This is a genomic window from Cryobacterium psychrotolerans (genome assembly GCF_900101115.1).
In the GTDB taxonomy this organism is placed as follows: Bacteria; Actinomycetota; Actinomycetes; order Actinomycetales; family Microbacteriaceae; genus Cryobacterium; species Cryobacterium psychrotolerans.
In genome coordinates this window covers 123,073-148,678 of the sequence record NZ_FNFU01000002.1, presented here as the reverse complement: position 1 = coordinate 148,678, position 25,606 = coordinate 123,073, and the positions used below count along the sequence as shown (strand labels likewise).

Below are 25,606 nucleotides of genomic sequence, written 5' to 3'. Positions count from 1 at the left end.
CCGGTCGGCCACGCTCCGCACATGCCGGGCCGTGATCGACTCCGGATGGATCCGCTCCCGCAGCTTCCTGGTCTTCCTTTCGAACTGCGACGCCGTCAACCGGCCGGCCGACGGCAACGCCTCCTGCTCCAGCTGAGCAGCTACCTCGGCGGGCAGGCCGGTGGTTTCGTTGACCAGGATGATCGCCTGCCGGTAGCCGATCCGCCCCGCGGCCAGGGCCGCCAGAGTGTCGGGCAGGTCGTGGACCAGGGCCCGGCTGCTCTCCAGCAGGCCCAAAGCGGTCGACTCCGGAATCCGCAACGCGCAAGCCAGCTCGGCCACCAGCGACCGGCGAGTCAACGCCGGACTGAACGCACTCCCGCCGAGCTCCCGCTCGCTGCAGACCCGCGCCGCGTCTATCGCGACCACCCGGGCCGCGGCCTGCACCGCCATCGCCCGGTCGATGGCGGTGACCGCATCGATGAGCGCGCCGAGTTCCTCCAGGTGGACCGCGGCCGCTGTCAGCGGCTGACCCTGGTCGGTGGCGACACCCGGGCCAGCGCCCGGGTTCGTTCCCGGTCCAGCGCCCGGGTTCGGGCCGGCCGGGAGTGCCCGACCGGGTGGTGCTGTGAAGGTTTCCATACGCCAACGGTACGGCGAACCACCGACATTACTACCGACCGAAACCACCCTTGACCGGCCCTTGTGCATAACTTCCCGCCGCCAGGACCTGTGGAGGACAAGCGCAGGAACCGCGCCCCGCACGCGCCCCGCCGCAGCCCCGCACGCACCCCCGCACGCAGCGAGAGTCGCCGTTCCTGCCGAGAATCGCCGCTCTAACGGCGACTCTGGGCAGGAACGGCAACTCTCGGCACCGAGACGGGGTGCTAGCGAACGGCGAGCTCCTCGGCCACGAGGAACGCGAGTTCCAGGGACTGCATGTGGTTCAGGCGCGGGTCGCAGAGCGACTCGTAGCGGGTGGCCAGGGCGGCCTCGTCGATGTGCTCCGACCCACCCATGCACTCGGTGACGTCGTCGCCGGTCAGCTCCACGTGGATGCCACCCGGGTGCGTTCCCACCGCGCGGTGAGCCTCGAAGAAGCCCTTGACCTCGTCGACGACGTCGTCGAAACGCCGCGTCTTGTAGCCGGTCGGCGTGGTCACGCCGTTGCCGTGCATGGGGTCGGTGACCCAGAGCGGGTTCGCGTCGCTCGCCTTGACCGCCTCGAGCAGCGGCGGCAGGGCATCCCGAATCTTTCCAGCACCCATGCGGGTGATGAAGGTCAGGCGGCCGGGCTCGCGATTGGGGTCGAGGATGTCGATGAGGCGCATCATGTCGTCGATCGAGGTCGTCGGGCCGAGCTTGACACCGATCGGGTTGCGCACGCGGGACAGGAAGTCGACGTGGGCGCTGTCGAGATCGCGGGTGCGCTCCCCGATCCAGACGAAGTGAGCCGAGGTGTTGTACGGGGTTCCGGTTCGCGAGTCGATGCGCGTCATCGGCCGCTCGTAGTCCATCAGCAGGCCCTCGTGGCTGGTGTAGAACTCCGTGCGCCGGAGCGCCTCGAAGTCGGCCCCGCAGGCGGTCATGAACTTGATCGCGCGGTCGATTTCCTTGGCCAGCTTCTCGTAGCGCTGGTTGGCCGGGTTCGCGGCGAAGCCCTGGTTCCAGCTGTGCACCTGGCGGAGGTCGGCGAATCCACCCTGGGTGAACGCGCGAATGAGGTTCAGGGTCGAGGCGGCCGTGTGGTACCCCTTCACCAGGCGCGCCGGGTCGGCCTCGCGGGACTCCGGGGTGAAGTCGTAGCCGTTGACGATGTCGCCGCGGTAGGCGGGCAGCGTCACGTCGCCGCGCGTCTCGAAGTCGCTCGAGCGGGGCTTGGCGAATTGTCCGGCCATCCGCCCCATCTTCACGACGGGCATGGAGGCGCCGTAGGTGAGCACGACTGCCATCTGCAGCACGGTCTTGACCCGGTTGCGGATCTGCTCGGCGGTGGCGCCGCTGAAGGTCTCGGCGCAGTCGCCGCCCTGCAACAGGAAGGCCTGACCGCGGGCGGCCTGGGCCAGCCGGTCGCGCAGGATGTCGACCTCGCCGGCGAAGACGAGCGGCGGTTGGGTTGCCAGTTCGGCGGATGCCGCGGCCACGGCCTCGGCGTCGGGCCAGGTCGGCTGCTGCTTGATCGGAAGCGTGCGCCAATAGTCCAGGCCCGCGATCACTGATTTATCTGCGACGACGACGGGTTCGGTGGGGTCTACCACGGGACGATTCCAGTTTCTCTTGGTGGCGCGCATGAATTCGCGGGCCGTGGGTCAGGAGGGGAGGTCGGATCAGCGCTGAACCCGATTATGGAAGCTTACCGCGAAAGGTTTGCTCGCTTTTCTTTGACGCTGGTCGCGTAGACGTCCACGTACTCCTGGTCGCTGAGCGTGCGCAGCTCGTACATGAGCTCGTCGGTGATCGATCGCAGCACGAACCGGTCACCCTCCATCCCCTCGAAGCGGCTGAAATCGAGCGGGTCGCCAATGATGATGCCGATGCGCCGCACCTTGGGGATCCGGGTGCCGGTGGGCATCGCCTTCTCGGTGTCGATCATGGCGACGGGGATCACCGGGACGCCCGCCTCGAGGACCATGCGGGCCACGCCCGTGCGGCCCCGGTACATTTTCGCGTCGGGGCTGCGGGTGCCCTCGGGGTAGATGCCGAGCACGCCGCCCGAGCGGAGCACGCGGAGCCCGGTGTTCAGGGAGTCCTCGGAGGCCTTGCCGCCCGACCTGTCGATCGGAAGCTGGCCGGTTGCCTTGAAGAACGTGCGCGTCGCCCAGCCCCTGAGCCCCTTGCCGGTGAAGTATTCGCTCTTGGCCAGGAACACGACCCTCCTCGGCACGATGAGGGGCAGGAAGACGGAGTCGATGAAGGAGAGGTGATTGCTGGCGAGGATGACGCCGCCCTCCTTCGGGATCTTGTCGAGTCCGACGATCCACGGCCGGAACAGGCCGAGAAGGATCGGACCGACCACAATGTTCTTCATGATCCAATAGAACATTGTTCGTTTCCTCCCTGAGCTGGAAAGCCTACTGCTCGATGACGTGCTTGCGCGCGAGGTCGGCTGCGCCGACCACACCCGCGTCGTTGACCAGCTGGGCGGTGGTGAACTCCGCCTCGGGGTGGTAGCCCCGAGCGGGCAGGTGTTCGAGGTAGGCCGCGCGGATCGGTTCGAGCAGAAGCTCGCCCGCGACGGCCACTCCCCCGCCGAAGACGAACACCTGCGGGTCCAGCACCGCGGCCAGGCTCGCGCAGGCCTGGCCGAGCGCGCTGCCGACCTGTCGCAGCGCGGCCAGCGCCCCGCCGTCGCCGGCCTGGATCAGCGCGCTCACGTCGACGCCGGTGAGTGTTCCCGCGCGCGCCCTGGCCGCGGCGAGGCCCAGGCCGATTCCCCCGGCATCCGCGAATTCATTGGCGATGCGCAGCAGGGCCCGGCCGGAACCATATTGCTCGATGCAGCCGTGGGCCCCACAACCGCAGGGCAGGCCGCCGGGGATGAGTCGAAGGTGACCGAGCTCGGCGCCCACGCCGAAGCCACCGCGGAACAACTGGTTCCGGGAGACGATGGCGCCGCCGACACCCGTGCCGATGGTGAGGGTGACCATGTCGCTGTAATTGCGGCCGGCGCCGAAACAGAACTCGGCCCAGCCGGCCGCGTTGGCATCGTTCTCGATGATGATCGGCAGGTCAAGCCGGGCTTCGAGCTTCTCGCGGAGGGGCTCGTTGCGCCAGTTGATGTTCGGCGCGTAGTAGACGGTCGACTGGCTCGCGTCGATGAACCCGGCAGCGGCGACCCCGGCGGCGATGACATCCTCACCCTCGGCGAGGTTCCTGATCATCGCCACGACGGCATCTTCGATTTCGGCCGGATCGCCGGCGGACGTCGGCCTCCGGTCGGAGCGGATGATGGTGCCCGCCTCGTCGACGAGTGCGCCGGCGATCTTGGTGCCGCCAATGTCGATCCCAATGGCATGCACGAGGGCACCTTTCGTCGGCGAGCGTTACGGAAACGAGCACCGCCGCATCCGGAGCAGACGCGGCAGTACCCCATAGAGTGTAGTAAATCAGCATCCCGCCGGGCGAAACACCCGCCCATCCGGCCCAAAGGAGTCGCCGTGAGACAGTTTGACGTTCCCGCCATTGTTCCTGCCGATCCGGCAGCCAATGTGACGGACCTGCTCGTCGATCGCCTGAAGGCGACGCCGAACATGGTTCTGTTCTCGCTGCCCGTGAACGGCGAATGGCTTCCGGTCAGCACCATCGAATTCCACGCCCAGGTCGTCGCCCTCGCCAAGGGTTTCGTCGCGGCGGGCATCGAGCCCGGTGACAAGATCGGCCTGATGTGCAAGACCCGGTACGAGTGGACGCTCGTCGACTTCGCCGCCTGGTTCGCCGGGGCCGTGCTCGTCCCGGTCTATGAAACCAGCTCTCCCACCCAGATCCAGTGGATCCTCGGCGACTCGGACGCCAAGGCACTCATCCTCGAAACCGCGGACCACTTCGCGCGCTTCGACGAGATCCACCCGGAACTGCCGACCATCACAACCGTCTGGCAGATCGGCCTCGGCGACCTCGACAAGCTCGCCGCGAGCGGAACGGCTGTCCCGGACGCTGAGATCGAACGCCGACGCGGCCTCGCCGTCGGAAGCGACATCGCCACCCTGATTTACACCTCTGGGTCCACCGGCCGGCCCAAGGGCTGCGTGCTGACGCACTCCAACTTCGTCGAGACCTGCCGCAACTCCGCGGTCGCGCTCAAGGAAGTCCTCACCGACGAAAAGGGTGCATCCACCCTCCTCTTCATCACCACCGCACACGTGTTCGCGCGATTCATCTCGGTGCTCTGCGTTCACGCGGGCGTGCGCGTCGGCCACCAGCCCGACACCAAACAGCTCCTCCCGGCGCTCGGCAGCTTCAAGCCCACCTTCCTGCTCGCCGTGCCTCGCGTGTTCGAGAAGGTCTACAACTCGGCCGAGCAGAAGGCCGAGGCCGGCGGAAAGGGCAAGATCTTCCGCGCGGCCGCCGAAGTGGCCGTCGCACACTCGCAGGCCCTCCAGTCCGGCCAGGCGATCCCCCTGATGATGAAGATCAAGTTCGCCCTCTTCGACCGGCTCGTCTACAGCAAGCTCCGCGCCGTCATGGGCGGCAACGTCAAGTACGCGGTGTCCGGATCGGCGCCGCTCGGCGCGCACCTCGGCCACTTCTTCCACAGCCTGGGCATCGTCATCCTCGAGGGCTATGGCCTCACCGAGACGACCGCTCCGGCCACCGTCAACCTGGCCACCAAGTCCAAGATCGGTACCGTGGGCCCGGCCCTGCCTGGCGTCTCCGTGCGAGCCCTGGACGACGGCGAAATCCAGGTCAAGGGCGTCAACGTCTTCAAGGAGTACTGGAAGAACCCGGACGCCACACGCGCGACGTTCGAGGACGGCTGGCTCAAGACCGGCGACATCGGGTCCTTCGACGAGGAGGGCTTCCTCACCATCACCGGGCGGAAGAAGGAACTCATCGTCACGGCCGGCGGCAAGAACGTCGCCCCGGCGGCCCTCGAAGACCCGATCCGGGCGAACTCGCTGATCGGGCAGGTCGTCGTGGTCGGCGACCGCAAGCCCTTCATCGCCGCCCTGATCACCCTCGACCCGGACATGCTCCCGGTGTGGCTCAACAACAACAAGGAAGACGCCGGGATGTCCCTGGCCGAGGCCTCGGTGAACAAGGCGGTGCTCGCCGAAGTGCAGCGCGCCGTCGATCACGCCAACGAGCACGTGTCGCGGGCCGAATCGATCCGGAAGTTCGTCGTGCTGCCTACGGAACTCCTCGAGGCCAACGGCTACCTCACGCCTAAGCTCAGCATCAAGCGCGACCTCATCCTCAAGGACTTCGCAGACACGATCGAGGGCCTCTACGAGGGCGCCCCGGTCACCGAGGGCTTCTCGATCAGGGACTGATCAGCGGGGTCCCGACAGGCCCGGTTCCCGACAGGCTCGACCTCAGAAGGGGTCGGGCCTGTCGGATTAGAACCAGGTGGACGCGCGGACTTCCTTCATCGCTGCGCGACGGTTCTCCTTGTCCAGGCGGTCGAGGTAGAGCAGGCCGTCGAGGTGATCGGTCTCGTGCTGCAGCGCCTGCGCCATGACTCCCATGCCCGACAGCTCGACCGTGTCACCCTCGAGGTCCGTGCCGACGACGCGGGCGAACGGATACCGCTTCGTCGGGTACCAGAGGCCGGGCACGGACAGGCAGCCTTCGTCGACCAGCTCCGGCTCGCCGGACAGCTCGACGATCGCCGGGTTGAGAATATAGCCGATGTCCCCGTCAATGTTGTAGCTGAACGCGCGCAGGTTCACCCCGATCTGCGAGGCCGCCACCCCGGCTCGACCCGGCAGCCGGACACTGTCGAGCAGGTCGGTGACGAGGGCGCGGACCCGGTCGTCGACGATGACTATCGGGTCGGAGGCGGTCTTGAGGACCGGGTCTCCCAGGAGACGAATCTGGCGCTCAGGCACAGGGAACTTCCAATGATCGGGGCGAGGTCTCGGTCGGAGGCAGGGTTACCGGCTGCGGTCGGCCGGCAGGCCCTCGACGACCAGCGCCGCGAGGGTTCGCGCCGCCAGCTGCGTGATCGGCCGCAGGTCCTTGAAGGAAACGACGCTGCCGGCCGCCAGCTGCGGGTCGTACGGGATACGCACGATTTCCCGCACTCGTGACCGGAAGTGCGACTCGATCTCTTCCAGTTTGACCAGGTTGGTTCCCTGGGTCGCGGTGTTCAGGGCGACGATCGCGTTCCGCACGAGTCCGCCGTAGCCGTTCGCTTCGAGCCAGGTGAGGGTCTCAGAGGCCAGCCGCGCCTCGTCGACGCTTCCGCCGGAGACGATCACGACCGAGTCCGCTCGCTGCAGGGTGGCGCGCATGACCGAATGCACGATTCCGGTGCCACAGTCGGTGAGCACCATCGAGTAATAGCGGGCGGCGAGGTCTGCAACGACGTTGTAGTCGTCTTCGTCGAATGCCTCGGAGAGGAGCGGATCGGTGTCGGACGCCAGGATGTCGAGCCTGGTCTCGTCCCGGGAGACGAGGGCGGAGAAATCCGTGAAGTTGCCGATCGACGCGGCCCTGGTCACGACGTCGCGCACCGTCGACCTGGTCTGTTTGCTGACCCGCTCAGAGAGCGTTCCGCGGTCGGGGTTCGCGTCTACGGCCATGATGCGGTCTTCGCGCGCGTCGGCCAGCGCCATCCCGAGCAGCGTGGTCACTGTGGTCTTGCCGACGCCGCCCTTGCGGGTGAGGATCGGCACGAAGCGCGTGCCGCCCTCGAACTCCTTGCGGATGCGTTCGGTCATTTCGTCGTGCGCGATCACGCGGGCCGAGTCGCCGAGGTTCACCAGGTGCAGCGTGGCGTCGTAGACCAGCCGGTTGAAGCCGCCGCGCGGCGGGCGCCTGGTCTGGCGATTGACCGCCAGCAGGCGGTCGGAGGTCAGCATGTTCGCCGACTCCGGGACTCCGGCGCCGCGGACCTCGGAGCGGCCGGCCGACGGGTCCTCGGCCGCACCGTCGCCCCGGGTGACCGGAACGCTGATTTCGATGCTGCGGGTGCCGGCCTGCGGGGCCCGGGCGGCCGCAGCGTCCCTGCCCGTCCGGGCGGGGGCCGCCGTGCGCGTCACGGACCGCCGCGGCGCGTCCGCGACGCCGAGCGGGATGCTCAGGCTCTCCGGGAGAGCCGAAGCCCGGTTCTCGACCGTGTGCGGCAGAAGCTCGCTGTGATACTCATCAGTCGGCGGAGCGACCGGGTCGGCGCCCGTCTTGGCCGTGGGCCGCCGACCGACGTTCTCGTCGTCCCTGCGTGTGTCTGGCAACAGTCCAGTCTCCTCGTCGGTGGATCGGGGACCTATCCTACCGTGGGCGCACCACCACGAGCAGATCGCCCGCATCGACCTGCTGGGTCCTGGGAATCGCCACCCGCTCCACGAAGCCGTCGATGGGGCTGGTGATCGCCGCCTCCATCTTCATGGCTTCGATGGATGCCACGCTCTGGCCGGCCTTGACCGGGGCGCCTTCCTCGACCTGCAGGGTGACCACGCCGGAGAACGGGGCGGCAACCTGGCCGGGCTGGTTGGCATCCGCTTTCTCGGCCACCTTCGTCTCGACCGTGATGCTGCGGTCGCGCACGAACACCGGGCGGAGCTGCCCGTTCAGGATGGTCATGACCGTGCGCATGCCCTTGTCGTCCGCGTCGCCGATGGCCTCGAGCCCGGCGTACAGGCGCACGCCCTTCTCGAGCTCGATCACGTGTTCGTGGCCCTGCTTGAGCCCGTAAAGGTAGTCGACGGTGTCGATGACGGACAGGTCGCCGTACAGTTCACGGCTCTGCTCGAACTGGCGCGTCGGCGCGGGGAAGAGCAGCTGGTTGAGCATGGCCTGGCGGGTGTGGCTGTCACCGGCCAGGGCGGCGCGTTCCTCGGCGGTGATCTCGGTGACCCCGATCCGGATGGTCTTGCCGGCGAGCACCTTGCTGCGGAAGGGCTCGGGCCAGCCGCCGGGCAGGTCGCCCAGCTCGCCGGCCATGAACCCGATGACCGAGTCGGGCACGTCGTACTTGTCCGGGTTCTGCTCGAAGTCGGCCGGGTCGGCGCGCACCGCGGCGAGGTACAGCGCGAGGTCGCCGACGACCTTGGACGACGGGGTGACCTTGGGCACCCGGCCGAGGATGGTGTTCGCCGCGGCGTACATGTCCTCGATCAGTTCGAAGTGGTCGGCCAGGCCGAGCGCGACCGCCTGGGTGCGCAGGTTGGACAGCTGGCCGCCGGGGATCTCGTGCTTGTACACGCGCCCGGTCGGCGAGGCCAGGCCGGACTCGAACGGCCGGTAGACGTGCCGCACGGCCTCCCAGTACGGCTCCAGGTCGCATACGTTCTGCAGCGACAGGCCGGTGTCGCGTTCCGTGTGCGCCAGCGCTGCGACCAGGGACGACGCGGACGGCTGGCTGGTCGTGCCGGCCAACGGGGCGCTGGCCACGTCGACGGCGTCCGCTCCGGCGCGGGATGCCGCGAGGAGCGTGGCCAGCTGGCCGCCGGGGGTGTCGTGGGTGTGCACGTGCACCGGCAGGTCGAACCGGTCCCGGAACGCGGTGACGAGCTTTTCCGCGGCCGCGGGGCGCAGCAGCCCGGCCATGTCCTTGATCGCCAGGACATGCGCGCCGGAGTCCACGATCTGCTCGGCCAGGCGCAGGTAGTAGTCCAGCGTGTAGAGGTTCTCGGCGGGGTCGAGCAGGTCGCCGGTGTAGCAGACGGCGACCTCGGCCAGGCTGGTGCCCGTGGCCAGGACCGCGTCGATGGCCGGGCGCATCTGGTTCACGTCGTTCAACGCGTCGAAGATGCGGAAGATGTCCACTCCGGTGTCGGACGCTTCGCGCACGAACGCATCCGTCACCTCGGTCGGGTACGGCGTGTAGCCCACCGTGTTGCGGCCGCGGAGAAGCATCTGGATGTTGATGTTCGGCAGCGCCTCACGCAGGGCCGCCAGGCGCTCCCACGGGTCTTCGCCGAGGAACCGGAGGGCGACGTCGTAGGTCGCGCCGCCCCAGGCCTCGACCGAGAGCAGCTCGGGGGTCATCCGGGCCACGTACGGCGCCGCGGCGACCAGGTCCCGCGTGCGCACCCGGGTGGCGAGCAGGGACTGGTGAGCGTCACGGAAGGTCGTGTCGGTGACGGCCAGGGCGGTCTGCGCGCGCAGGGCGGTCGCGAACCCCTTCGGGCCGAGTTCGAGCAGCCGCTGGCGCGACCCGGCCGGAGCCGGAAGGGTCAGATCGATCGGCGGCAGCTTCTCGGCCGGGTGCACGGCGGTGGTGGGGGCGCCGTTGGGCTGGTTGACGGTGACGTCGGCGAGCCAGTTGATGATCTTCGTGCCGCGGTCCTTCGACGGGCGGCCGCGCAGCAGGTGCGGGCGCTCATCGATGAAGGACGTGCTCAGGTCACCGGCGGCGAAGTCCGGGTCGTCGAGTACGGCCTGCAGGAACGGGATGTTCGTCGAGACCCCGCGGATGCGGAACTCCGCCAGCGCCCGCTTGGAGCGGGTCACGGCCGAGGCGTAGTCGCGGCCGCGGCAGGTGAGCTTGGAGAGCATCGAGTCGAAGTGGGGGCTGATCTGGGCGCCGGGGTTGATCGTTCCGCCGTCCATCCGGATGCCGGCACCGCCCGGGGACCGGTACGTGGTGATCTTTCCCGTGTCCGGGCGGAAACCCGCATTGGGGTCCTCGGTCGTGATCCGGCACTGCAGGGCGACCCCGCGCATCTGGATCTTGTCCTGGGTCAGGCCCAGTTCGGCGAGGGTCTGCCCGGCCGCGATCCGCATCTGCGACTGAACGAGGTCCACATCGGTGACCTCCTCGGTGACCGTGTGCTCGACCTGGATCCGCGGGTTCATCTCGATGAACACGTGCTTGCCCGCGCGCTCCCCCACGGTGTCCAGCAGGAACTCGACGGTGCCGGCGTTGACGTATCCGATCGATTTGGCGAACGCGATGGCGTCCTTGTAGAGGCGCTCGCGGATCTCATCGGAGAGGTTCGGCGCCGGCGCGATCTCGATCACCTTCTGGTGACGGCGCTGCACCGAGCAGTCGCGTTCGAACAGGTGCACGGTCTCACCGGTGGAGTCCGCGAGGATCTGCACCTCGATGTGCCGGGGGCGGAGCACCGCCTGCTCGAGGAACATGGTGGCGTCGCCGAACGCGCTCTTGGCCTCGCGCATCGCCTCCTCGAGGGAGCCCCGGAGGTCCTTGGCGGAGTCGACCCGGCGCATCCCGCGCCCGCCGCCGCCGGCGACGGCCTTCGCGAACAAAGGGAAGCCGATCTCGGCCGCCTGGCCGATCAGCTCGTCCACGTCCAGGGACGGACGCGTGGACTGCAGCACCGGCACGCCGGCGGCGATCGCGTAGTCCTTGGCCGTGACCTTGTTGCCGGCCATTTCCAGCACGCTCTTGCCCGGGCCGATGAACGCGATCCCGGCCTCCGCGGCGGCCTCGGCCAATTCAGGGTTCTCGGAAAGGAAACCGTAACCGGGGTAAATGGCGTCGGCGCCGCTCTCCTTCGCCACCCGGATGATCTCGCTCACGTCCAGGTACGCGCGCACCGGGTGTCCGGGCTCGCCGATCTGGTACGCCTCATCGGCCTTCAGGCGGTGCAGGGAGCTCCGGTCCTCATAGGGGAACACGGCCACCGTCTTGGCACCGAGTTCATAGGCCGCTCGGAACGCGCGAATCGCGATCTCTCCACGGTTGGCAACGAGGATTTTGGAGAACATTCAGACCTTTCGAGCGTGGCGCGGCACACAGCTGACGGTTAGGTTCTCTAAGACTAGTGAAGGTAACGTTGTCGATTGTGCATGTACTCAGCGTCAGCTCCCTCAAGGGAGGCGTAGGAAAGACCACGGTGACCCTTGGTCTGGCTTCTGCTGCCTTCGCCCGCGGTGTGCGCACCCTCGTCGTGGATCTCGATCCCCAGTCGGATGTGTCGACCGGGATGGACATCCAGGTCGCCGGGCACCTCAACGTCGCCGACGTGCTGGCCTCCCCCAAGGAGAAGACCGTGCGCGCCGCGATCGCCCCGAGCGGGTGGACGCGCGGCCGCCAGGGCACGATCGACGTCATGATCGGCAGTCCCTCGGCGATCAACTTCGACGGCCCGCACCCCAGCATCCGCGATATCTGGAAGCTCGAAGAAGCCTTGTCGACCGTCGAAAAGGAGTACGACCTCGTGCTCATCGACTGCGCCCCGTCACTCAACGCCCTCACCCGCACGGCCTGGGCCGCCAGTGACCGCGTCGCCGTCGTCACCGAGCCCGGCCTGTTCTCCGTGGCCGCCGCCGACCGCGCCCTGCGCGCAATCGAAGAGATCCGCCGCGGTCTGAGCCCGCGCCTCCAGCCGCTGGGCATCATCGTCAACCGTGCCCGCACGGCGTCCATGGAGCACCAGTTCCGGATCAAGGAACTGCGCGACATGTTCGGCCCGCTCGTGCTCAGCCCCCAGCTGCCGGAGCGCACCTCGCTGCAGCAGGCCCAGGGCGCAGCGAAGCCGCTGCACATCTGGCCGGGTGAAAGCGCGCAGGAGATGGCCGGCTACTTCGATCAGCTGCTCGAACGAGTGCTGCGCACCGCCCGCATCGGCGAATACGCCGAACAGCCCGCGACCTAGTTCTCGCCGAGCTTGACGCTTGCGGTCGAGCTTGACGGGCGTGCCAGGCAAGCTCAACCGGAACCGCCAAACTCGACGGTCAGAGGCGCGGGGCGACTGGGGGCGGTCAGGAGATCTTGCGGGTGCTGCGGCGCTGGGCGAGTTCGTCGGTGGGGTCGACGGTCTGGGTGTCCAGTTCGACCAGGCTGCTCTCGACCTCGCGCAGCACCTTGCCGACGGCGATGCCGAACACGCCCTGACCCCGGCTGACGAGGTCGATGACCTCGTCGTTGGAGGTGCACAGGTACACGCTGGCTCCGTCGCTCATGAGGGTGGTCTGGGCCAGGTCGCTCACACCGGATTCGCGAAGCTGGTTGACGGCGGTGCGGATCTGCTGGAGCGAGATCCCGGTGTCGAGGAGGCGCTTCACGAGCTTGAGGACCAGGATGTCGCGGAATCCGTAGAGGCGCTGCGACCCGGATCCTGCGGCCCCACGCACGGTGGGTTCGACCAGTTCGGTGCGAGCCCAGTAGTCGAGCTGGCGGTAGCTGATACCGGCGGCGCGAGCGGCGACTGCGCCTCGGTAGCCCGAGTTCTCGTCGAGTTCGGGCATTCCGTCGGTGAAGAGAAGTCCAAGACCGTAGCGTGAGGCGTCATCACGGGGATTGAGTTCACTCATTCGATCGCCTCTCGAGGGTTTTTGTCTGCGATATTCGGATCGCTGTGTCCACGTTATCGAGCCGGACCGCCCATCCGCCCGAAGGGGCGGGGCGTGTCGAAGTCAGGGTCGGCGCCGGGGCGGAAACGCTCTCCACTCTCGCCGTCTTCCAGTGTACGGCCTACTTCGTCAGTCGGCCCAGTGCGGAGCGAATCAGGCTGCTGCGGATGATCTCCAGCTGGCCGGCGATCTCGACGGCCGTGTCGGCCGCCTTGGCGCGGCTGGAGGGATCCTTGCGGCGGGACAGCGGCACAAGGGCGCTTTCGATCAGGCCGAGCTCGCGTTCGGCGGCGCCCCGGAAGCCGCGCAGGTGACGAGGTTCGATGCCGCTTCGCTGTAACTCGACGAGCGCCCGCAGCACCTGCAGCGCGTCTTCGCTGTAGTAGTCGGCCGGGATGATGATCGACGCCGACACGGCGTCGTGCATGAGCGCGGCGGATGCCCCGGCTTCGCGCACCAATTCGTCGCGCTGGAACCGGCGCATCGCGCTCAGCATCGTCGGGCCGGGCACGGCGCCGCCGGGCAACGTCGGCGAGAGCCCGGCATCGAGGTCGTCGAGGTAGCTCCGGATGACCTTCAACGGCAGGTAGTAGTCGCGCTGCATGGAGAGAATGAGGCGCAGTCGATCGAGGTCGCCGGCGCAGAACTTGCGGTAGCCGGATTCGGTGCGAGCCGGAGACACGAGGCCCTGTTCCTCGAGGAACCGCAGCTTCGAGGGCGTCAGGTCGCCGAATTCAGGCGTCAACCGAGCCAGGACCTGGCCAATGCTCAATAGCGGCGCTGCACCCGGGTTTCTGGCCCGGGCGGCGGTCGCGGGCACTATTCGCTCGCCAGGTGCGCGAGGTCGAGCCGCGAGGCGTAGAACGTGAGACGGAACTTGCCGACCTGCACCTCTGAGCCATCGGTCAGGCGTGCTGATTCGATCCGCGTGCCATCGAAGTAGGTCCCGTTGAGCGAGCCGAGGTCTTTCACCTCGAAGACCGTGCCGCTGCGGAGGAACTCTGCGTGACGGCGCGACACGGTCACGTCATCGAGGAAGATGTCGGCGTTGGGGTGCCGGCCGACGCTCGTGAGATCGGCGTCGAGGAGGAAGCGTGCCCCCGAATTGGGGCCCCGACGAACGACGAGAAGTGCCGATCCGGACGGCAGTGCCGCGATGGCTTCCTGCTCTTCGGCCGTGACGTCACCGTCGATCGCGGCAAGGTGCGCTGCGAACTCCTGGCTGAAAGTCAGCGTTGTGTCGGTGTTTTCGGGCGCAGGCCTGCGCTCGGGTTCGTTCTTCTGATCGAAATCGCCCACCGTAGACCTCCTAGACATCCAGCGTATCGGATCGCGAGGCCGGATCGGCACGCGGGATCCGAATCACCCGGGCGGTTTCGACGGCGTAGATGACGCCGGCCCACCAGTAGAGGAAAACGCCCCAGAGACCGAAGGCCCAGCCCACCGGTTGGGACCACCAGGCAAGGTCCGGAAAGGCCTGGCCGAGCATGATCATCGGCAGGGCGTAAAAGAGACAGAAGGTGGCGGCTTTGCCGAGCTGGTGCACCGGGAGCGGACCGAAGCCGAAGTTGGCGAGGATCACGCCGAGGACGAGCATGAAGACATCCCGCCCGACGACGAGCACGACGAACCACCAGGGCACCACTTCCCGCCAGGCCAGGCCGAGGAGCGCCGCGAAGATGTACAGCCGATCCGCCGCCGGGTCGAGGAGCTGGCCAAGGCGGGTGATGAGTCCCCACCTCCGGGCGATGAGGCCATCGAGGAAGTCCGTGAGGCTGGCGACCGCCAGCACCAGGAGCGCCCAGGCGTCTTCCCCGACGACGAGCAGCACCAGGAAGACGGGAACGAGAAGCAGGCGCAGCATGCTCAGCAGATTGGGTACCGTCCATACCCTCGTACTCACCTGGTTTCCCGTTGCCCCTGTCACAGTTCCCGAGTCTAGTGATCGTCCGCAGGGCCGGGGCGAACGCCGGCCGTCTACGCCGATGACTTCGCTCTGCGCGTGCCCTTCCCCGTGTGCGGGGACTCGGAGGCATCGTCCTTCTTGCCGGGTCCGCGGCTGCGTTCGACGCTGCGCTTGAGCGCCTCCATCAGGTCGAGCACCGCTCCCCCGCCGGCCTCCTCGCCCGTGGGCTCCTCGCCGAAGGTCGCGGCGGTGTCGACCGCGTCACCCTGGGCGAGTTTCGCGTCGATCAGCACGCGCAGGTGCTCCTGGTAGTCGTCGGTGAAGTCCTGGGGGGTGAAGTCGGACGAGAACGAGTCGACGAGCGCCGCTGCCATGTCGAGTTCCTTGCCGGAGATCGCGACCTTCTGCTCCAGTGCCGGGAAGCTCGCCTGGCGGATCTCATCGCCCCAGAGCAGTGACTGCAGCAGCAGGACGTCGCCGCGCACGCGCAGGGCGCCGAGGCGGGACTTCTGCCGGAGCGCGAAGTGCACGATCGCCGTGCGGTCGGTCGCTTCGAGCGTTTGCCGGAGGAGCACGTAGGCCTTGGAGGATTTGCCGTCCGGCTCGAGGTAGTAACTTCGCTCGAACATGATCGGGTCGAGCTGCTCGGTCGGTACGAACTCGACCACGTCGATGTCGCGGCTCCTCTCCTCCGGCAGGGATTTGATGTCTTCCTCGGTCAGGATCACCGTCTTGTCGCCGTCATCGAATGCCTTCGCAATGTGCGCATAGTCCACGACGCGGCCGCAGACTTCGCAGCGCCGCTGGTACTTGATGCGCCCGCCGTCGGTGTCGTGCACCTGGTGCAGCGCGATGTCGTGGTCTTCCGTGGCGCTGTAGACCTTGACCGGCACGTTGACCAGACCGAAGGTGATCGCACCCTTCCAGATCGATCTCATGAATCCAGTACACACCGCAAGGCCCGATCGGGCTAGCTACACCAGGCCCGGAAGGGCATGCTGAGGGCATGGCCGAGACCACGCAGGTCGTGCTCGTCGGTAGTCGGCGGATCAAACTGACCAACCTCGCCAAGGTGCTGTACCCCGAAACCGGTACCACCAAGGCGGATGTCCTCGGCTACTACGCCGCCGTGGCCGACCTGCTGATCTCCCACGCACGGAACCGCCCCGCCACTCGCAAGCGCTGGGTGCACGGCGTAGGAACGCCAGGCGAGCCGGGGCAGATGTTCTTCGAGAAGAACCTCCCGGCCGCCACGCCCGACTGGGTCAAGCGCGGGCGCCTCCTGCACACCGACCGCGCCGTGGATTATCCGCTGGTCAATGACCTGGCCACGCTGACCTGGCTGGCCCAGATGGCCGCGCTCGAAATCCACGTCCCGCAGTGGCAGTTCGGCCGGGGCGGCCAGCCGAGGAACCCCGACCGACTCGTGCTGGACCTCGACCCGGGCGAAGGCGCGACTCTCGCCGAGTGCGCCGAGGTCGCCCGGCTGGCCCGAGTCATCCTGCGCGACATGAATCTCGACCCGATGCCGGTGACGAGCGGGAGCAAAGGCATCCATCTCTACGCCGCGCTCGACCTCAGCCACACCTCGGACGAGGTGTCCCGGGTGGCGCACGAGCTGGCCAGGGCGCTGGAGGCCGACCACCCGGACCTCATCGTCAGCGACATGAAGATCGCCCGCCGCGCAGGCAAGGTGCTGGTGGACTGGAGCCAGAACAGCGCGGCGAAGACGACGATCACGCCCTACTCGCTGCGGGGGACGTTCCGCCCGATGGTCGCCGCGCCCCGCACCTGGCGCGAGCTGGCGTCACCGCAGCTCGAGCAGCTCGATCTCGAACAGGTCATCGCCCGGATGAAGCATCGCCGGGATCCGCTCGAGGAGTTGCTCGGTGCGCCGGCGGCACCGGACGACGAGGACAAGCTGGCGGCCTACCGGGGCAAACGCAACCGGGCCAGGACACCCGAGCCTGTTCCGGAGGCCCCCGCCGCGGCATCCTCCGGCCGGACCTTCGTGATCCAGGAGCACCACGCGCGCCGGCTGCACCACGACCTGCGGCTCGAACGCGACGGGGTGCTCGTCTCCTGGGCGCTGCCGAAGGGCGTGCCGACCGACCCGGCCCGGAACCACCTCGCCGTGCACACCGAAGACCACCCGCTGGAATACGGCTCGTTCGAGGGGACCATTCCGGCCGGGGAATACGGGGCCGGCGAGGTCACGATCTGGGACCGCGGCGAGTACGAACTGGAGAAGTGGCGCGACGACGAGGTGATCGCGACGCTCCGCGGCGAGCCGGGGGGCGGGCTCGGCGAGCCGCGCCGGATCGCCCTCATCCGCACCGGCCGGGACGGTGGTGACAAGAACTGGCTGATCCACCTGATGAAGGCCGCGACGCCCCCCAGGCGGGCCGTCGGCGCCACCGCCCAGGCAGCCGCTACCGCGACCGTGGACGTCACCGCCACCGCCACCGCCACCGGCGTCACCCTGGCCGCTCGCGGGCGGTCGTACTCCCCGATGCTCGCAGCCCTCGGCTCACCGAGCGACCTGCGCGACGAGGACGAGTGGTCGTTCGAGATGAAGTGGGACGGGATCCGCGCAATCGCGTACCTGTCGACGGAGGGCACCGAGCGCAGCGTGAGTCTTCTCACCCGGAACGGCAACGACGTCACGGCCGCGTACCCCGAGATCGTCGAAGGGCTCCTCGATGCGGTCAGGGCGGACTCGGCGGTGCTCGACGGGGAGGTCGTCGCGCTCAATCGCCGCGGTCGTCCGGATTTCGGCCTCCTGCAGACCCGGATGGGGCTGAGCGCGGCCAGGGACGTGCGCGCGGCCAGGGCCGGCACGCCCGTGCATTTCATGGTCTTCGACCTGCTGGAGCGCGGCGGCGAGCCGCTCACCCGGGAGCCGTACGCCCAGCGCCGGCGGGCACTCGAGGAGACGGTGGCCTCCGCCGGGACCGTGCATGTGCCGCCCACGTTCGACGGGGACTTCGCCGCGGCCTTCCGGAGCAGCCGCGACCTCGGCCTCGAGGGGGTGATCGCCAAGGAACTCGACGGCGACTACCGCACGGGCCGGCGCTCCAGGACGTGGCTCAAGCTCAAGCACCACCGCAGCCAGGAGGTCGTCATCGGCGGCTGGCGCCCCGGCAACGGTCACCGCGGGGGCACCATCGGGGCGCTGCTCCTCGGCATTCCGCACGAAGGCTCCCTGGCCTACGTGGGGCGCGTGGGCACCGGATTCCGGGATCGCGACCTGGCCGATGCGCTGAAGCGCCTGGCCCCGCTCGAGCGCAGCACGAGCCCGTTCGCCGACGTGCCGCCGATCGACGCGCGGGGCGCCACCTGGGTGCGGCCGGTCCTGGTCGGGGAGGTCGAGTTTGCCGAGTGGACGTCCTCAGGGCGGCTGCGGCAACCGTCGTGGCGAGGCTGGCGGCCGGAAAAGTCCCCCGCGGATGTCGTGCGGGAAGAGCCGGCACCGGGGTGAGGCGCCTGTCTTGCCCGCTACTCGAGCCGGGCCCGAATCCGCGGCCAGCTCTCGGCGAAACCGGGATGCAACGGCAGCTCGTCGACGTCGGGGACGGCAACCCAGCGCAGCGCGATGCTCTCCTGGTCGCTGATCACCGGTTCGAAGCGCGCCGTCGCGCGCACGACGACCGTCGTGTACGACCAGAAGCCGAGGTCGAGCACCGAGGTGAACCGCACGCGCAGCAGGTGGGCCGGGACACCGGCCTCTTCCTCCGCCTCGCGAATGGCGGCTTCCAACGCGGTTTCGTGTTCGTGGCGCGCGCCGCCCGGGAGACCCCAGGAGCCGCCGAAGTGGCTCCAGACTGCCCGATGTTGCAGCAGAACCCCGAGCTCGTGGTGGTGCACCAACAGGCCCGCGGCCCCGAAGCGGCCCCAGAACCTGGCGCCGTCGGGCGCGTAGACCCAGTTGTCGCCGCTGCCGCTCATGCTTCAAGCATGCCTCACCGGATGCCCGGCTCGCTGAGCGGTCAGATCGAGACGACTGCGTGCACGCTCGCATCGCCGAGTCGGCTTCGGCCGGCCAGATCCGTGAGCTCCACCACGACGCCCACGCCGGCCAGGACGTACCCCGCGCGCTCGATCAGGCGCGACGTCGCCGCGACGGTGCCCCCCGTGGCCAGGACGTCGTCGAGCACGAGCACACGGGAACCGGCCGGCAGCTGGCCCACCTCGAGTTCCAGCCGGGCCGAACCATACTCGAGGTCGTACTCCTCGGTCAGGACGGTGCCGGGCAGCTTGCCGCCCTTGCGGACGGCCAGCACGGCCACATCCGCCGCGTAACCGACGGCCGCCGCGAGCAGGAAGCCGCGCGCCTCGATCCCCGCGACGGCGTCGAATCGGCCGTGATGGCCGTCGACGAGTTCATCGACGATGCTGCGAAACGCCGCGGCGTTGGCGAAAACCGGGTTGAGGTCCCGGAACATGATCCCCGGCTGCGGGAAGTCGGGGTACGAGGCGAGGAGGGAGCGAACGTGCGCGGCGGCGGGAGAAGTCACCGTTCCAGCGTAGGCGCTGGCCCGCGGCCAGGAGTCCGCGGGGTGACGACGGGCGCGGACACGGCAAGGCTGAGCGTGTCCAGAAAATGGATGACGGCCTTCTGCTGGGCGACGCTGAGACCCTCGGCGACGTCCAGCATCCGCCCGTGCATCGCCGAGAGCGTCGCCCGCACCTCCCTGTGCGCGCCAGGCGTCGCGTGGAGCAGCTGAGCCCGGCGATCGCTCGGGTGAGGCTCCCGCCGGATGTGGCCGGATTCGACGAGCCGGGACAGCAGCTTCGCCGTCGCCGCGGACGAAATACCCAGCACCGCGCTGAGATCCTTCGGGCCGACGGCGCTCCCCCGTGCCTCCGCGGCGATCAGGTGCCGGATGGCCAGGAGGTCGGTCTCGTTCATGTCCATCTCGGCCTGGGTGCGGTGACGCATGGCGCTGTCGGCGGCGCGAAAGCGGCGCAGGGACTCGAGCACGCGCATGGCGCGGACGACCTCGTCATCGTCGGCCCGATACCAAAATGATGCCGATGGCTCTTCCGGTTCTTTTCGTTCAGGCATGGCCAAATGCTAACGTGACCTATCGCTAACTTGGTTAGGTACTTTTTCGGGTATCTTGGCCGACAGAAGAGGGAGTACGGCCGTGCAGACCGCAGACACACTCGTGGAACACGTCATCCTGCTCGACCAGGATGGGCGTGAGATCGGCACGGCGCCGAAGGAGAGCGTCCACGGCGCGGACACGTCGTTCCATCTGGCCTTCTCCTGCTACGTCTTCAACGACCTCGGCGAGGTGCTGATGACCCGGCGCGCGCTCGGCAAGAAGGCCTGGCCCGGCGTGTGGACCAACTCCTTCTGCGGGCATCCGCTGCCGGCCGAACCGCTCACGGCGGCGGTCACGCGGCGAGCGCGCTTCGAACTCGGCCTGGATATCAGCGCCATCTCCGTCGCCCTCCCCCTGTTCCGCTACCGGGCGACCGACAGCTTCGGCACGGTGGAAAACGAACTCTGCCCGGTCTATGTGGCCACGACCTCGGCCGAACCCGAGCCGAACCCGCGCGAGGTGATGGAGTACCGCTGGGCGGATCCAACCACCCTGCGCGGTGCCGTGCGCGACGCACCGTGGGCGTTCAGCCCCTGGCTGGTCCTGCAGGTGCAGGAGTTGGATCGTTTCCGTGCGTGAGATCGCCACAGCGGGAGTCGAGACGGAACTCCAGCGCTACTTCGCGGCCGCACGGCTCCGCGCGAGCGACTACGGCGACCATTACGTTGCCCTCTGGGACTGCCTCGAGCAAGCCAGCACGGGCGGCAAACGCGTGCGCCCGGCGATGGTCCTGGCCGCGTACGCCGGATTCGGGGGTCGGGACCTCGCCCTCGTCACCCCCGTCGCGGTGAGCTTCGAACTGCTGCACACGGCCTTCCTGATCCACGACGACGTGATCGACCGAGATCTGGCCCGGAGGGGCATCGCGAACATCGCCGGCCGGTTCAGCGACCGGGCCCTCGCCCACGGAGCCGAGAGCGGTCAGGCCGGCGCCTGGGCGGTGACGGCGTCCATTCTCGCCGGGGATCTCGCGCTCAGCGAGGCCCATCGCATCCTGGCCCGGCTGCCCGTCGAAGCCGGCCGGCGGATGAGACTGCTCGACCTGCTCGATCGCGCGGTCTTCGTCTCCGCCGCCGGGGAGCTCGCCGATGTGACGAACGCAGCCAGGCCCCAGCCGCTCGGCGTCGCCGAGGTGCTCGCGACACTCGAGCAGAAGACGGCCGTCTACTCCTTCGAGGCGCCGCTCCAGGCCGGGGCGGTCCTGTCCGGGGCGACCGACGCGGCCATCGATGTGCTCGGGCGGTTCGGACGCCTGGTGGGCGTGGCGTTCCAACTCACCGATGACATCCTCGGCGTCTTCGGCGACCCGGCCAGGACCGGCAAGAGCGTCGTCGCCGACCTGCGCGAGGGCAAGCAGACCGCCCTGATCGCCCATGCCGGCGCGACGACGGCGTGGCCGGCGATCGCGCCGTACATCGGCAAAGCCGACCTGAGCGCGCCGGAAGCCGATGTGGTCAGGGACCACATCCGCGCCTGCGGAGCCCTACAGGCGGTGGGCGACCTGGCCCGGGACCACGCGGCGAAGGCCGTGGAGGCACTGGACACTCCCCTCATCCCAGCCCAACTGCGCGGCACGCTCACCACGCTCGCCGGCTCCGCCGTCAACAGGTTCCGATGACGCGCCGAAACCGGGCGGAGCCGACCGACATCGACCGGTACAACGCGGCGGCTCGGTCGAGTTCGGCCACCGTGATCGACGCTTACTCCACCTCCTTCGGGCTGGCCACCCGGCTGCTGGCCCCGAGCGTGCGCAGCCAGGTGCGGACCGTCTACGCGCTGGTGCGCATCGCCGACGAGATCGTCGACGGCGCGGCGACCGGAGCCGGGCTGGACCTGGCCGCCCAGCGCGAACAGCTCGACGACCTCGAGCGGGAGACCGAGCGGGCGATCCACGGCGGGTACAGCACCAACCTCGTCGTGCACGCCTTCGCCACCACCGCACGACAGGTCGGCATCGACTTTCGACTCACGGCGCCGTTCTTCGCGTCGATGCGGCGAGACCTGGATCCTTCCCCGTTCACCGAGGTGGGCGTGGCCGAGTACATCTACGGCTCCGCGGAGGTCATCGGGCTCATGTGCCTGCGCTGCTTCATGCAGGAATCCCGGTCGTCGACCACGGAGCTGGCGCTGCTCGAAGATGGCGCCTGCCGCCTCGGCGCCGCCTTCCAGAAGGTCAACTTCCTCCGCGACCTGGCCTGCGACCGCGACACCCTGGGCCGCAACTACTTTCCCGGGGTCGACGTCGCCGCCATGACGGATGCCGACAAGAACCGGATCCTCGACGACATCGACGCCGACCTCGCCGCCGCCGAGAACGTGCTGCCCATGCTGCCCGGCGGGAGCCGCCGCGCCGTGACCCTCGCCCACCGCCTCTTCTCCCGCCTGTCCAGCCGGTTACGGGCCACTCCGGCCCGGCAGCTCCTGCGCGCCAGGGTGCGCGTTCCGGATGCCGAGAAACTCGTGATCGCCGTCGCGGCGACCCTCGGCTCCGGGACGTGGAAGCGTTGACGCGGCACGCCAGGCGCACCCGCACCGTCGTCATCGGCGGCGGCATCGCCGGACTGGCCAGCGCCGCCCTGCTCGCCCGGGAGGGTCACGACGTGACCCTGCTCGAGGCCCGGGGGGAACTCGGCGGCCGCGCGGGCAGCTGGGACGCCGGCGGTTTCCGGTTCGACACCGGGCCGTCGTGGTACCTCATGCCCGAGGTCTTCGACCACTTCTACCGGCTGCTCGGAACCAGCGCGGCCGAACAGCTCGACCTCAGCCGGCTCGACCCCGGCTACCGCGTCTACTTCGAGGCGCAGGCCGAGCCCGTCGACATCGCGGCCGACCGTGAAGCGAACCTGCGCACCTTCGAGCGGATCGAGCCGGGTGCTGGGGCCGCCCTCGACCGCTACCTCGACTCGGCCGAGGAGACCTACCGGATGGCGGTCGGGCGCTTCCTCTACACGAGCTTCGCCTCCTTCCGGCCGTTCCTGGACCGGGCGGTCATCGGCCGCCTCGGCCGGCTGGCCCGGCTGCTGCTGCAGCCGCTCGACCGGTTCGCCGCGGGGTACTTCCGTGATCCCCGGCTGCGGCAGATCCTCGGTTTTCCGGCGGTCTTCCTCGGCTCGTCACCGGGCCGCACGCCGTCGATGTACCACCTGATGAGCTACCTCGACCTGGCCGACGGCGTGCTCTACCCGCAGGGCGGCTTCACCCGCGTCATCGACAGCATCGCCGACCTCGCCCGGGCGGAGGGTGTTCGCGTGCTCACCGGGGCGCGTGTGACCGGGATCCGCGCGGCGGCGCCGATGACAAGCCGCGGGAAGACCCGCCGGACCGGCGCCGCCCGACCCCCGGCGAGCGCGGTCGCCGGGGTGAACTACCTCGGCCCGGACGGGACCACCGTCGAGCTCGACTGCGATGTCGTCGTCTCGGCGGCCGACCTCCATCACACGGAGACCGAACTGGTGCCGGCGGAGCAGCGGACCTACCCGGAGCGGTGGTGGCGGCGCCGGGTCTCCGGCCCCGGAGCGGTGCTGGTCATGCTCGGCGTCCGGGGCGAGCTGCCCGAGCTCCAGCATCACACCCTGTTCTTCACCTCGGACTGGAAGGAGAACTTCGGCCGGATCTTCGGCAAGAACCCGAGCGTCCCGGCCCCGGCATCCTTCTACGCCTGCATGCCCAGCGCGACCGACGCCACGGTGGCGCCGTCCGGCACGGCGAACCTGTTCCTGCTCGTGCCGATCCCCGCCGACCCGTCGCTGGGGCGGGGCGGCATAGCCGGCGCCGGTGACGCCGCGATCGAGGCGATCGCGGATGCCGCGATCGGCCAGCTGTCGGAGTGGGCGGGCATCCCCGACCTGATGGAGCGAATCGTCGTGCGGCGCACCGTCGGGCCGGGCGACTTCGCCGAGGACCTCAACTCCTGGCGAGGCGGGGCGCTCGGGCCGGGGCACACCCTGCGGCAGAGCGCCTTCCTGCGCGGCTCCAACGCCTCGGCCCGGGTCGACGGGCTCTATTACGCCGGGGGCACGACCATCCCGGGCATCGGCCTGCCGATGTGCTTGATCAGCGCCGAGATCCTGCTGAAACGCATCCGTTCAGACACGTCGACCGGTCCGCTCCCGGAGCCGTTGTGAGCGCCGCCTACCTGCTGACCTTGGTGGCATCCCTGGCCGCGATGGTCGTGCTGGACCGGAGGTTCCGCCTGTTCTTCTGGCGGGATGCCCGCCGGGCCGCCTGGGTTCTCGGCGCGGGCGTGCTCTTCTTCCTCGCCTGGGACCTTCTGGGCATCGGCTTGGGCATCTTCTACCGCGGAGAAACAAACCTGATGACGGGCCTGCAGCTGGCCCCGGAGCTCCCCGTGGAGGAGCTCTTCTTCCTCGCCTTCCTCTGCTACCTCACCATGAACCTGGTCCAGGGCGCGCGGCTGCTGCTCACGCGGCCTGCCCGCACCCGGCCTGCCCGCACCCGGGAGCGCACCGAATGAGCTACCTGCTGCTGGATGCCGTCTTCCTGGCCGCCGCTGCCGCCGTAGCCGTGTTCGCGCTGCGGCAGCGGCGCCCGGGCCGGACCGGGGTGGCCGCCGTCGGGATCGCCCTCGCTGCCCTGCTGGTGCTCACCGCCGTCTTCGACACCGTCATGATCGCGGTCGGGCTCGTCGCCTACGATCCTGCGCTGCTGATCGGGTTCCGGGTGGGCCTGGCCCCGCTGGAGGATTTCGCCTATCCGGTCGCGGCGGCGCTCCTGCTGCCCGCGCTGTGGACGCTGCTGGGGAGAGAACATGAGTGAGGCGCGCACGTCGGCGGGCTGGAAGGCGCGCCAGGTGCTCCTGTCGTCCCGGCCGCTCAGCTGGATCAATACCGCCTTCCCGTTCGCCGCCGCCTGCGTGGTGACCACCGGCCGGGTCGACGCCCTGCTCGTGGTCGGGACGGTCTTCTTCCTCGTGCCCTACAACCTCCTGATGTACGGCATCAATGACGTCTTCGATTACGAGTCCGACCTGCGCAATCCGCGCAAGGGCGGCGCGGAGGGGGCGTTGCTGGACCCCGGGCTGCACCGCACGGTGATGGCCGCCGGCGTGCTGACCGCGGCCCCGATGCTCGCCCTGATGCTCCTGCTCGCCGGCGCGGAGCATCCGTGGTCCTGGCTCGTCCTGGGCCTCAGCCTGTTCGCGGTCGTCGCCTACTCGGTTCCCGGGCTGCGCTTCAAGGAGCGGCCGGTGCTCGACTCGATCACCTCGAGCACGCACTTCGTGAGCCCGGCCGTGTACGGCCTGGCGGTCGCGGGGGCCGTCTTCACGCCCGCCCTGCTCGCCCTGCTGGCCGCGTTCTTCCTCTGGGGCATGGCGAGCCACGCCTTCGGCGCCGTGCAGGATGTCGCGCCCGACCGGCAGGCCGGGATCGCGTCGATCGCGACCGCGTTCGGCGCCGCCCGCACGGTGCGCCTCGCGATCACCGGATGGGGCCTGGCCGGCCTGCTCATGCTGGCGACCAGCTGGCCGGGACCGTTGGCCGCCGTGCTCGCCCTGCCCTACATCCTGGCCGCCTGGCCGTACCGGTCGATCCCCGACGACCGGGCCGAGACCGCCAACGCCGGGTGGAAGCTCTTCCTGTGGCTCAACTTCCTCACCGGGTTCCTCGTGACCATGCTGCTCATCGCCTGGGTGGCCGTCCGGGGAAGCTGAGCCCGCCCGCGTAGA

The 25,606-nt window shown here is 69.0% G+C and carries 25 protein-coding genes; 10 read left to right on the top strand and 15 right to left on the bottom strand.

The genetic code is table 11. The annotated features are described in order from the left end of the window. From BLQ39_RS15955 to BLQ39_RS02280, 4 genes are all read right to left on the bottom strand, one after another. Positions 1-621, bottom strand: a 621-nt coding sequence (locus BLQ39_RS15955) for a DUF222 domain-containing protein (protein WP_218121500.1), incomplete at its 3' end; no start/stop codon positions are given. Positions 622-866: 245 nt separating this feature from the next. Further along, a complete protein-coding gene (locus tag BLQ39_RS02290) occupies positions 867-2,237 on the bottom strand; it encodes a class II 3-deoxy-7-phosphoheptulonate synthase (RefSeq protein ID WP_422386339.1) in 1,371 nt (456 codons plus the stop codon). Positions 2,238-2,332: 95 nt separating this feature from the next. Continuing rightward, a complete protein-coding gene (locus tag BLQ39_RS02285; protein ID WP_092321468.1) occupies positions 2,333-3,022 on the bottom strand; it encodes a lysophospholipid acyltransferase family protein in 690 nt (229 codons plus the stop codon). A 28-nt stretch (positions 3,023-3,050) separates the two neighbouring features. Further along, positions 3,051-3,998, bottom strand: a complete 948-nt coding sequence (locus BLQ39_RS02280) for an ROK family glucokinase (RefSeq protein ID WP_092321467.1) — start codon at positions 3,996-3,998, stop codon at positions 3,051-3,053. Between the two features lie 138 nt (positions 3,999-4,136). Here BLQ39_RS02280 and BLQ39_RS02275 point away from each other — a divergent pair, with 138 nt between their 5' ends. Then, positions 4,137-5,969: an AMP-dependent synthetase/ligase gene (locus tag BLQ39_RS02275; RefSeq protein WP_092321466.1), complete on the top strand. Its 1,833-nt coding sequence runs from the start codon at positions 4,137-4,139 to the stop codon at positions 5,967-5,969. A 66-nt stretch (positions 5,970-6,035) separates the two neighbouring features. Here the strand turns inward: BLQ39_RS02275 and BLQ39_RS02270 are convergent, their stop codons facing one another. Genes BLQ39_RS02270 through BLQ39_RS02260 form a run of 3 tightly spaced genes read right to left on the bottom strand, consistent with a single transcriptional unit; the run spans position 6,036 to position 11,316 of the window. Then, entirely contained in the window at positions 6,036-6,527 is a 492-nt protein-coding gene (locus tag BLQ39_RS02270) for a peptide deformylase (RefSeq protein ID WP_092321465.1), read from the bottom strand. 45 nt (positions 6,528-6,572) lie between these two features. Beyond that, positions 6,573-7,874: a MinD/ParA family ATP-binding protein gene (locus tag BLQ39_RS02265; RefSeq protein ID WP_241986896.1), complete on the bottom strand. Its 1,302-nt coding sequence runs from the start codon at positions 7,872-7,874 to the stop codon at positions 6,573-6,575. A gap of 37 nt (positions 7,875-7,911) precedes the next feature. Continuing rightward, on the bottom strand, positions 7,912-11,316 hold the full coding sequence (locus BLQ39_RS02260; RefSeq protein WP_092321464.1) for a pyruvate carboxylase: 3,405 nt from the start codon (positions 11,314-11,316) through the stop codon (positions 7,912-7,914). Between the two features lie 77 nt (positions 11,317-11,393). Here BLQ39_RS02260 and BLQ39_RS02255 point away from each other — a divergent pair, with 77 nt between their 5' ends. Then, positions 11,394-12,206 carry a ParA family protein gene (locus BLQ39_RS02255; protein ID WP_092321699.1) on the top strand — a complete coding sequence of 271 codons (813 nt, stop codon included), beginning with the start codon at positions 11,394-11,396 and terminating at the stop codon, positions 12,204-12,206. A gap of 106 nt (positions 12,207-12,312) precedes the next feature. Here the strand turns inward: BLQ39_RS02255 and BLQ39_RS02250 are convergent, their stop codons facing one another. The 5 genes from BLQ39_RS02250 to ku form a co-directional block, all read right to left on the bottom strand. Continuing rightward, on the bottom strand, positions 12,313-12,864 hold the full coding sequence (locus BLQ39_RS02250; RefSeq protein WP_092321463.1) for a MerR family transcriptional regulator: 552 nt from the start codon (positions 12,862-12,864) through the stop codon (positions 12,313-12,315). Positions 12,865-13,024: 160 nt separating this feature from the next. Next, positions 13,025-13,723, bottom strand: a complete 699-nt coding sequence (gene ftsR / locus BLQ39_RS02245; protein ID WP_092321462.1) for a transcriptional regulator FtsR — start codon at positions 13,721-13,723, stop codon at positions 13,025-13,027. Beyond that, entirely contained in the window at positions 13,723-14,220 is a 498-nt protein-coding gene (locus tag BLQ39_RS02240; RefSeq protein ID WP_092321461.1) for an FHA domain-containing protein, read from the bottom strand. Before BLQ39_RS02240 ends, ftsR begins: the two co-directional genes overlap by 1 nt. Further along, on the bottom strand, positions 14,213-14,806 hold the full coding sequence (locus BLQ39_RS02235) for a CDP-alcohol phosphatidyltransferase family protein (protein ID WP_338419104.1): 594 nt from the start codon (positions 14,804-14,806) through the stop codon (positions 14,213-14,215). Before BLQ39_RS02235 ends, BLQ39_RS02240 begins: the two co-directional genes overlap by 8 nt. 74 nt (positions 14,807-14,880) lie before the next feature. Further along, complete coding sequence (gene ku / locus BLQ39_RS02230; protein ID WP_092321459.1) at positions 14,881-15,747, bottom strand: non-homologous end joining protein Ku; 867 nt, start codon at positions 15,745-15,747, stop codon at positions 14,881-14,883. 68 nt (positions 15,748-15,815) lie between these two features. Here ku and BLQ39_RS02225 point away from each other — a divergent pair, with 68 nt between their 5' ends. Next, positions 15,816-18,290, top strand: a complete 2,475-nt coding sequence (locus BLQ39_RS02225) for an ATP-dependent DNA ligase (RefSeq protein ID WP_092321458.1) — start codon at positions 15,816-15,818, stop codon at positions 18,288-18,290. Between the two features lie 17 nt (positions 18,291-18,307). On the opposite strand, the gene BLQ39_RS02220 is transcribed toward BLQ39_RS02225, so the two are convergent. The 3 genes from BLQ39_RS02220 to BLQ39_RS02210 are packed head-to-tail and all read right to left on the bottom strand — an operon-like array spanning position 18,308 to position 19,877. After that, positions 18,308-18,757, bottom strand: coding sequence for an NUDIX domain-containing protein (locus tag BLQ39_RS02220; protein ID WP_092321457.1), 450 nt, complete (start codon positions 18,755-18,757; stop codon positions 18,308-18,310). Between the two features lie 41 nt (positions 18,758-18,798). Continuing rightward, a complete protein-coding gene (locus BLQ39_RS02215; RefSeq protein ID WP_092321456.1) occupies positions 18,799-19,326 on the bottom strand; it encodes an adenine phosphoribosyltransferase in 528 nt (175 codons plus the stop codon). Beyond that, positions 19,323-19,877 carry a MarR family winged helix-turn-helix transcriptional regulator gene (locus BLQ39_RS02210; RefSeq protein WP_092321455.1) on the bottom strand — a complete coding sequence of 185 codons (555 nt, stop codon included), beginning with the start codon at positions 19,875-19,877 and terminating at the stop codon, positions 19,323-19,325. Before BLQ39_RS02210 ends, BLQ39_RS02215 begins: the two co-directional genes overlap by 4 nt. Before the next feature lie 82 nt (positions 19,878-19,959). On the opposite strand from BLQ39_RS02210, the gene idi reads away from it, so the two are divergent. Genes idi through BLQ39_RS02180 form a run of 7 tightly spaced genes read left to right on the top strand, consistent with a single transcriptional unit; the run spans position 19,960 to position 25,591 of the window. Beyond that, the gene (gene idi, locus BLQ39_RS02205; RefSeq protein WP_092321454.1) at positions 19,960-20,499 is read left to right on the top strand and encodes an isopentenyl-diphosphate Delta-isomerase; all 540 of its coding nucleotides are present in this window, start codon (positions 19,960-19,962) and stop codon (positions 20,497-20,499) included. Next, positions 20,492-21,538: a polyprenyl synthetase family protein gene (locus tag BLQ39_RS15950; RefSeq protein WP_092321453.1), complete on the top strand. Its 1,047-nt coding sequence runs from the start codon at positions 20,492-20,494 to the stop codon at positions 21,536-21,538. The genes idi and BLQ39_RS15950 overlap by 8 nt, the downstream gene beginning before the upstream one ends. Continuing rightward, positions 21,535-22,428 (top strand): phytoene/squalene synthase family protein, encoded by an 894-nt coding sequence (locus BLQ39_RS15945; protein WP_198417062.1) that lies wholly within the window; start codon positions 21,535-21,537, stop codon positions 22,426-22,428. Before BLQ39_RS15950 ends, BLQ39_RS15945 begins: the two co-directional genes overlap by 4 nt. After that, positions 22,416-24,044, top strand: a complete 1,629-nt coding sequence (gene crtI / locus BLQ39_RS15940; RefSeq protein WP_241986895.1) for a phytoene desaturase family protein — start codon at positions 22,416-22,418, stop codon at positions 24,042-24,044. Before BLQ39_RS15945 ends, crtI begins: the two co-directional genes overlap by 13 nt. Beyond that, the gene (locus BLQ39_RS02190; protein ID WP_092321452.1) at positions 24,041-24,394 is read left to right on the top strand and encodes a lycopene cyclase domain-containing protein; all 354 of its coding nucleotides are present in this window, start codon (positions 24,041-24,043) and stop codon (positions 24,392-24,394) included. The genes crtI and BLQ39_RS02190 overlap by 4 nt, the downstream gene beginning before the upstream one ends. Further along, positions 24,391-24,696, top strand: a complete 306-nt coding sequence (locus tag BLQ39_RS02185; RefSeq protein ID WP_092321451.1) for a lycopene cyclase domain-containing protein — start codon at positions 24,391-24,393, stop codon at positions 24,694-24,696. Before BLQ39_RS02190 ends, BLQ39_RS02185 begins: the two co-directional genes overlap by 4 nt. After that, positions 24,689-25,591, top strand: a complete 903-nt coding sequence (locus BLQ39_RS02180) for a prenyltransferase (protein WP_092321450.1) — start codon at positions 24,689-24,691, stop codon at positions 25,589-25,591. Before BLQ39_RS02185 ends, BLQ39_RS02180 begins: the two co-directional genes overlap by 8 nt. Positions 25,592-25,606 lie beyond the last annotated feature (15 nt).

Coding starts and splice junctions, on each gene's coding strand:
- BLQ39_RS02285 (WP_092321468.1), bottom strand. CDS start 3,022: ATGTTCTATTGGATCATGAAGAACATTGTGGTCGGTCCGATCCTTCTC.
- BLQ39_RS02260 (WP_092321464.1), bottom strand. CDS start 11,316: ATGTTCTCCAAAATCCTCGTTGCCAACCGTGGAGAGATCGCGATTCGC.
- BLQ39_RS02250 (WP_092321463.1), bottom strand. CDS start 12,864: ATGAGTGAACTCAATCCCCGTGATGACGCCTCACGCTACGGTCTTGGA.
- BLQ39_RS02240 (WP_092321461.1), bottom strand. CDS start 14,220: ATGTCTAGGAGGTCTACGGTGGGCGATTTCGATCAGAAGAACGAACCC.
- ku (WP_092321459.1), bottom strand. CDS start 15,747: ATGAGATCGATCTGGAAGGGTGCGATCACCTTCGGTCTGGTCAACGTG.
- BLQ39_RS02225 (WP_092321458.1), top strand. CDS start 15,816: ATGGCCGAGACCACGCAGGTCGTGCTCGTCGGTAGTCGGCGGATCAAA.
- BLQ39_RS02220 (WP_092321457.1), bottom strand. CDS start 18,757: ATGAGCGGCAGCGGCGACAACTGGGTCTACGCGCCCGACGGCGCCAGG.
- BLQ39_RS02210 (WP_092321455.1), bottom strand. CDS start 19,877: ATGCCTGAACGAAAAGAACCGGAAGAGCCATCGGCATCATTTTGGTAT.
- BLQ39_RS15945 (WP_198417062.1), top strand. CDS start 21,535: ATGACGCGCCGAAACCGGGCGGAGCCGACCGACATCGACCGGTACAAC.
- BLQ39_RS02185 (WP_092321451.1), top strand. CDS start 24,391: ATGAGCTACCTGCTGCTGGATGCCGTCTTCCTGGCCGCCGCTGCCGCC.
- BLQ39_RS02180 (WP_092321450.1), top strand. CDS start 24,689: ATGAGTGAGGCGCGCACGTCGGCGGGCTGGAAGGCGCGCCAGGTGCTC.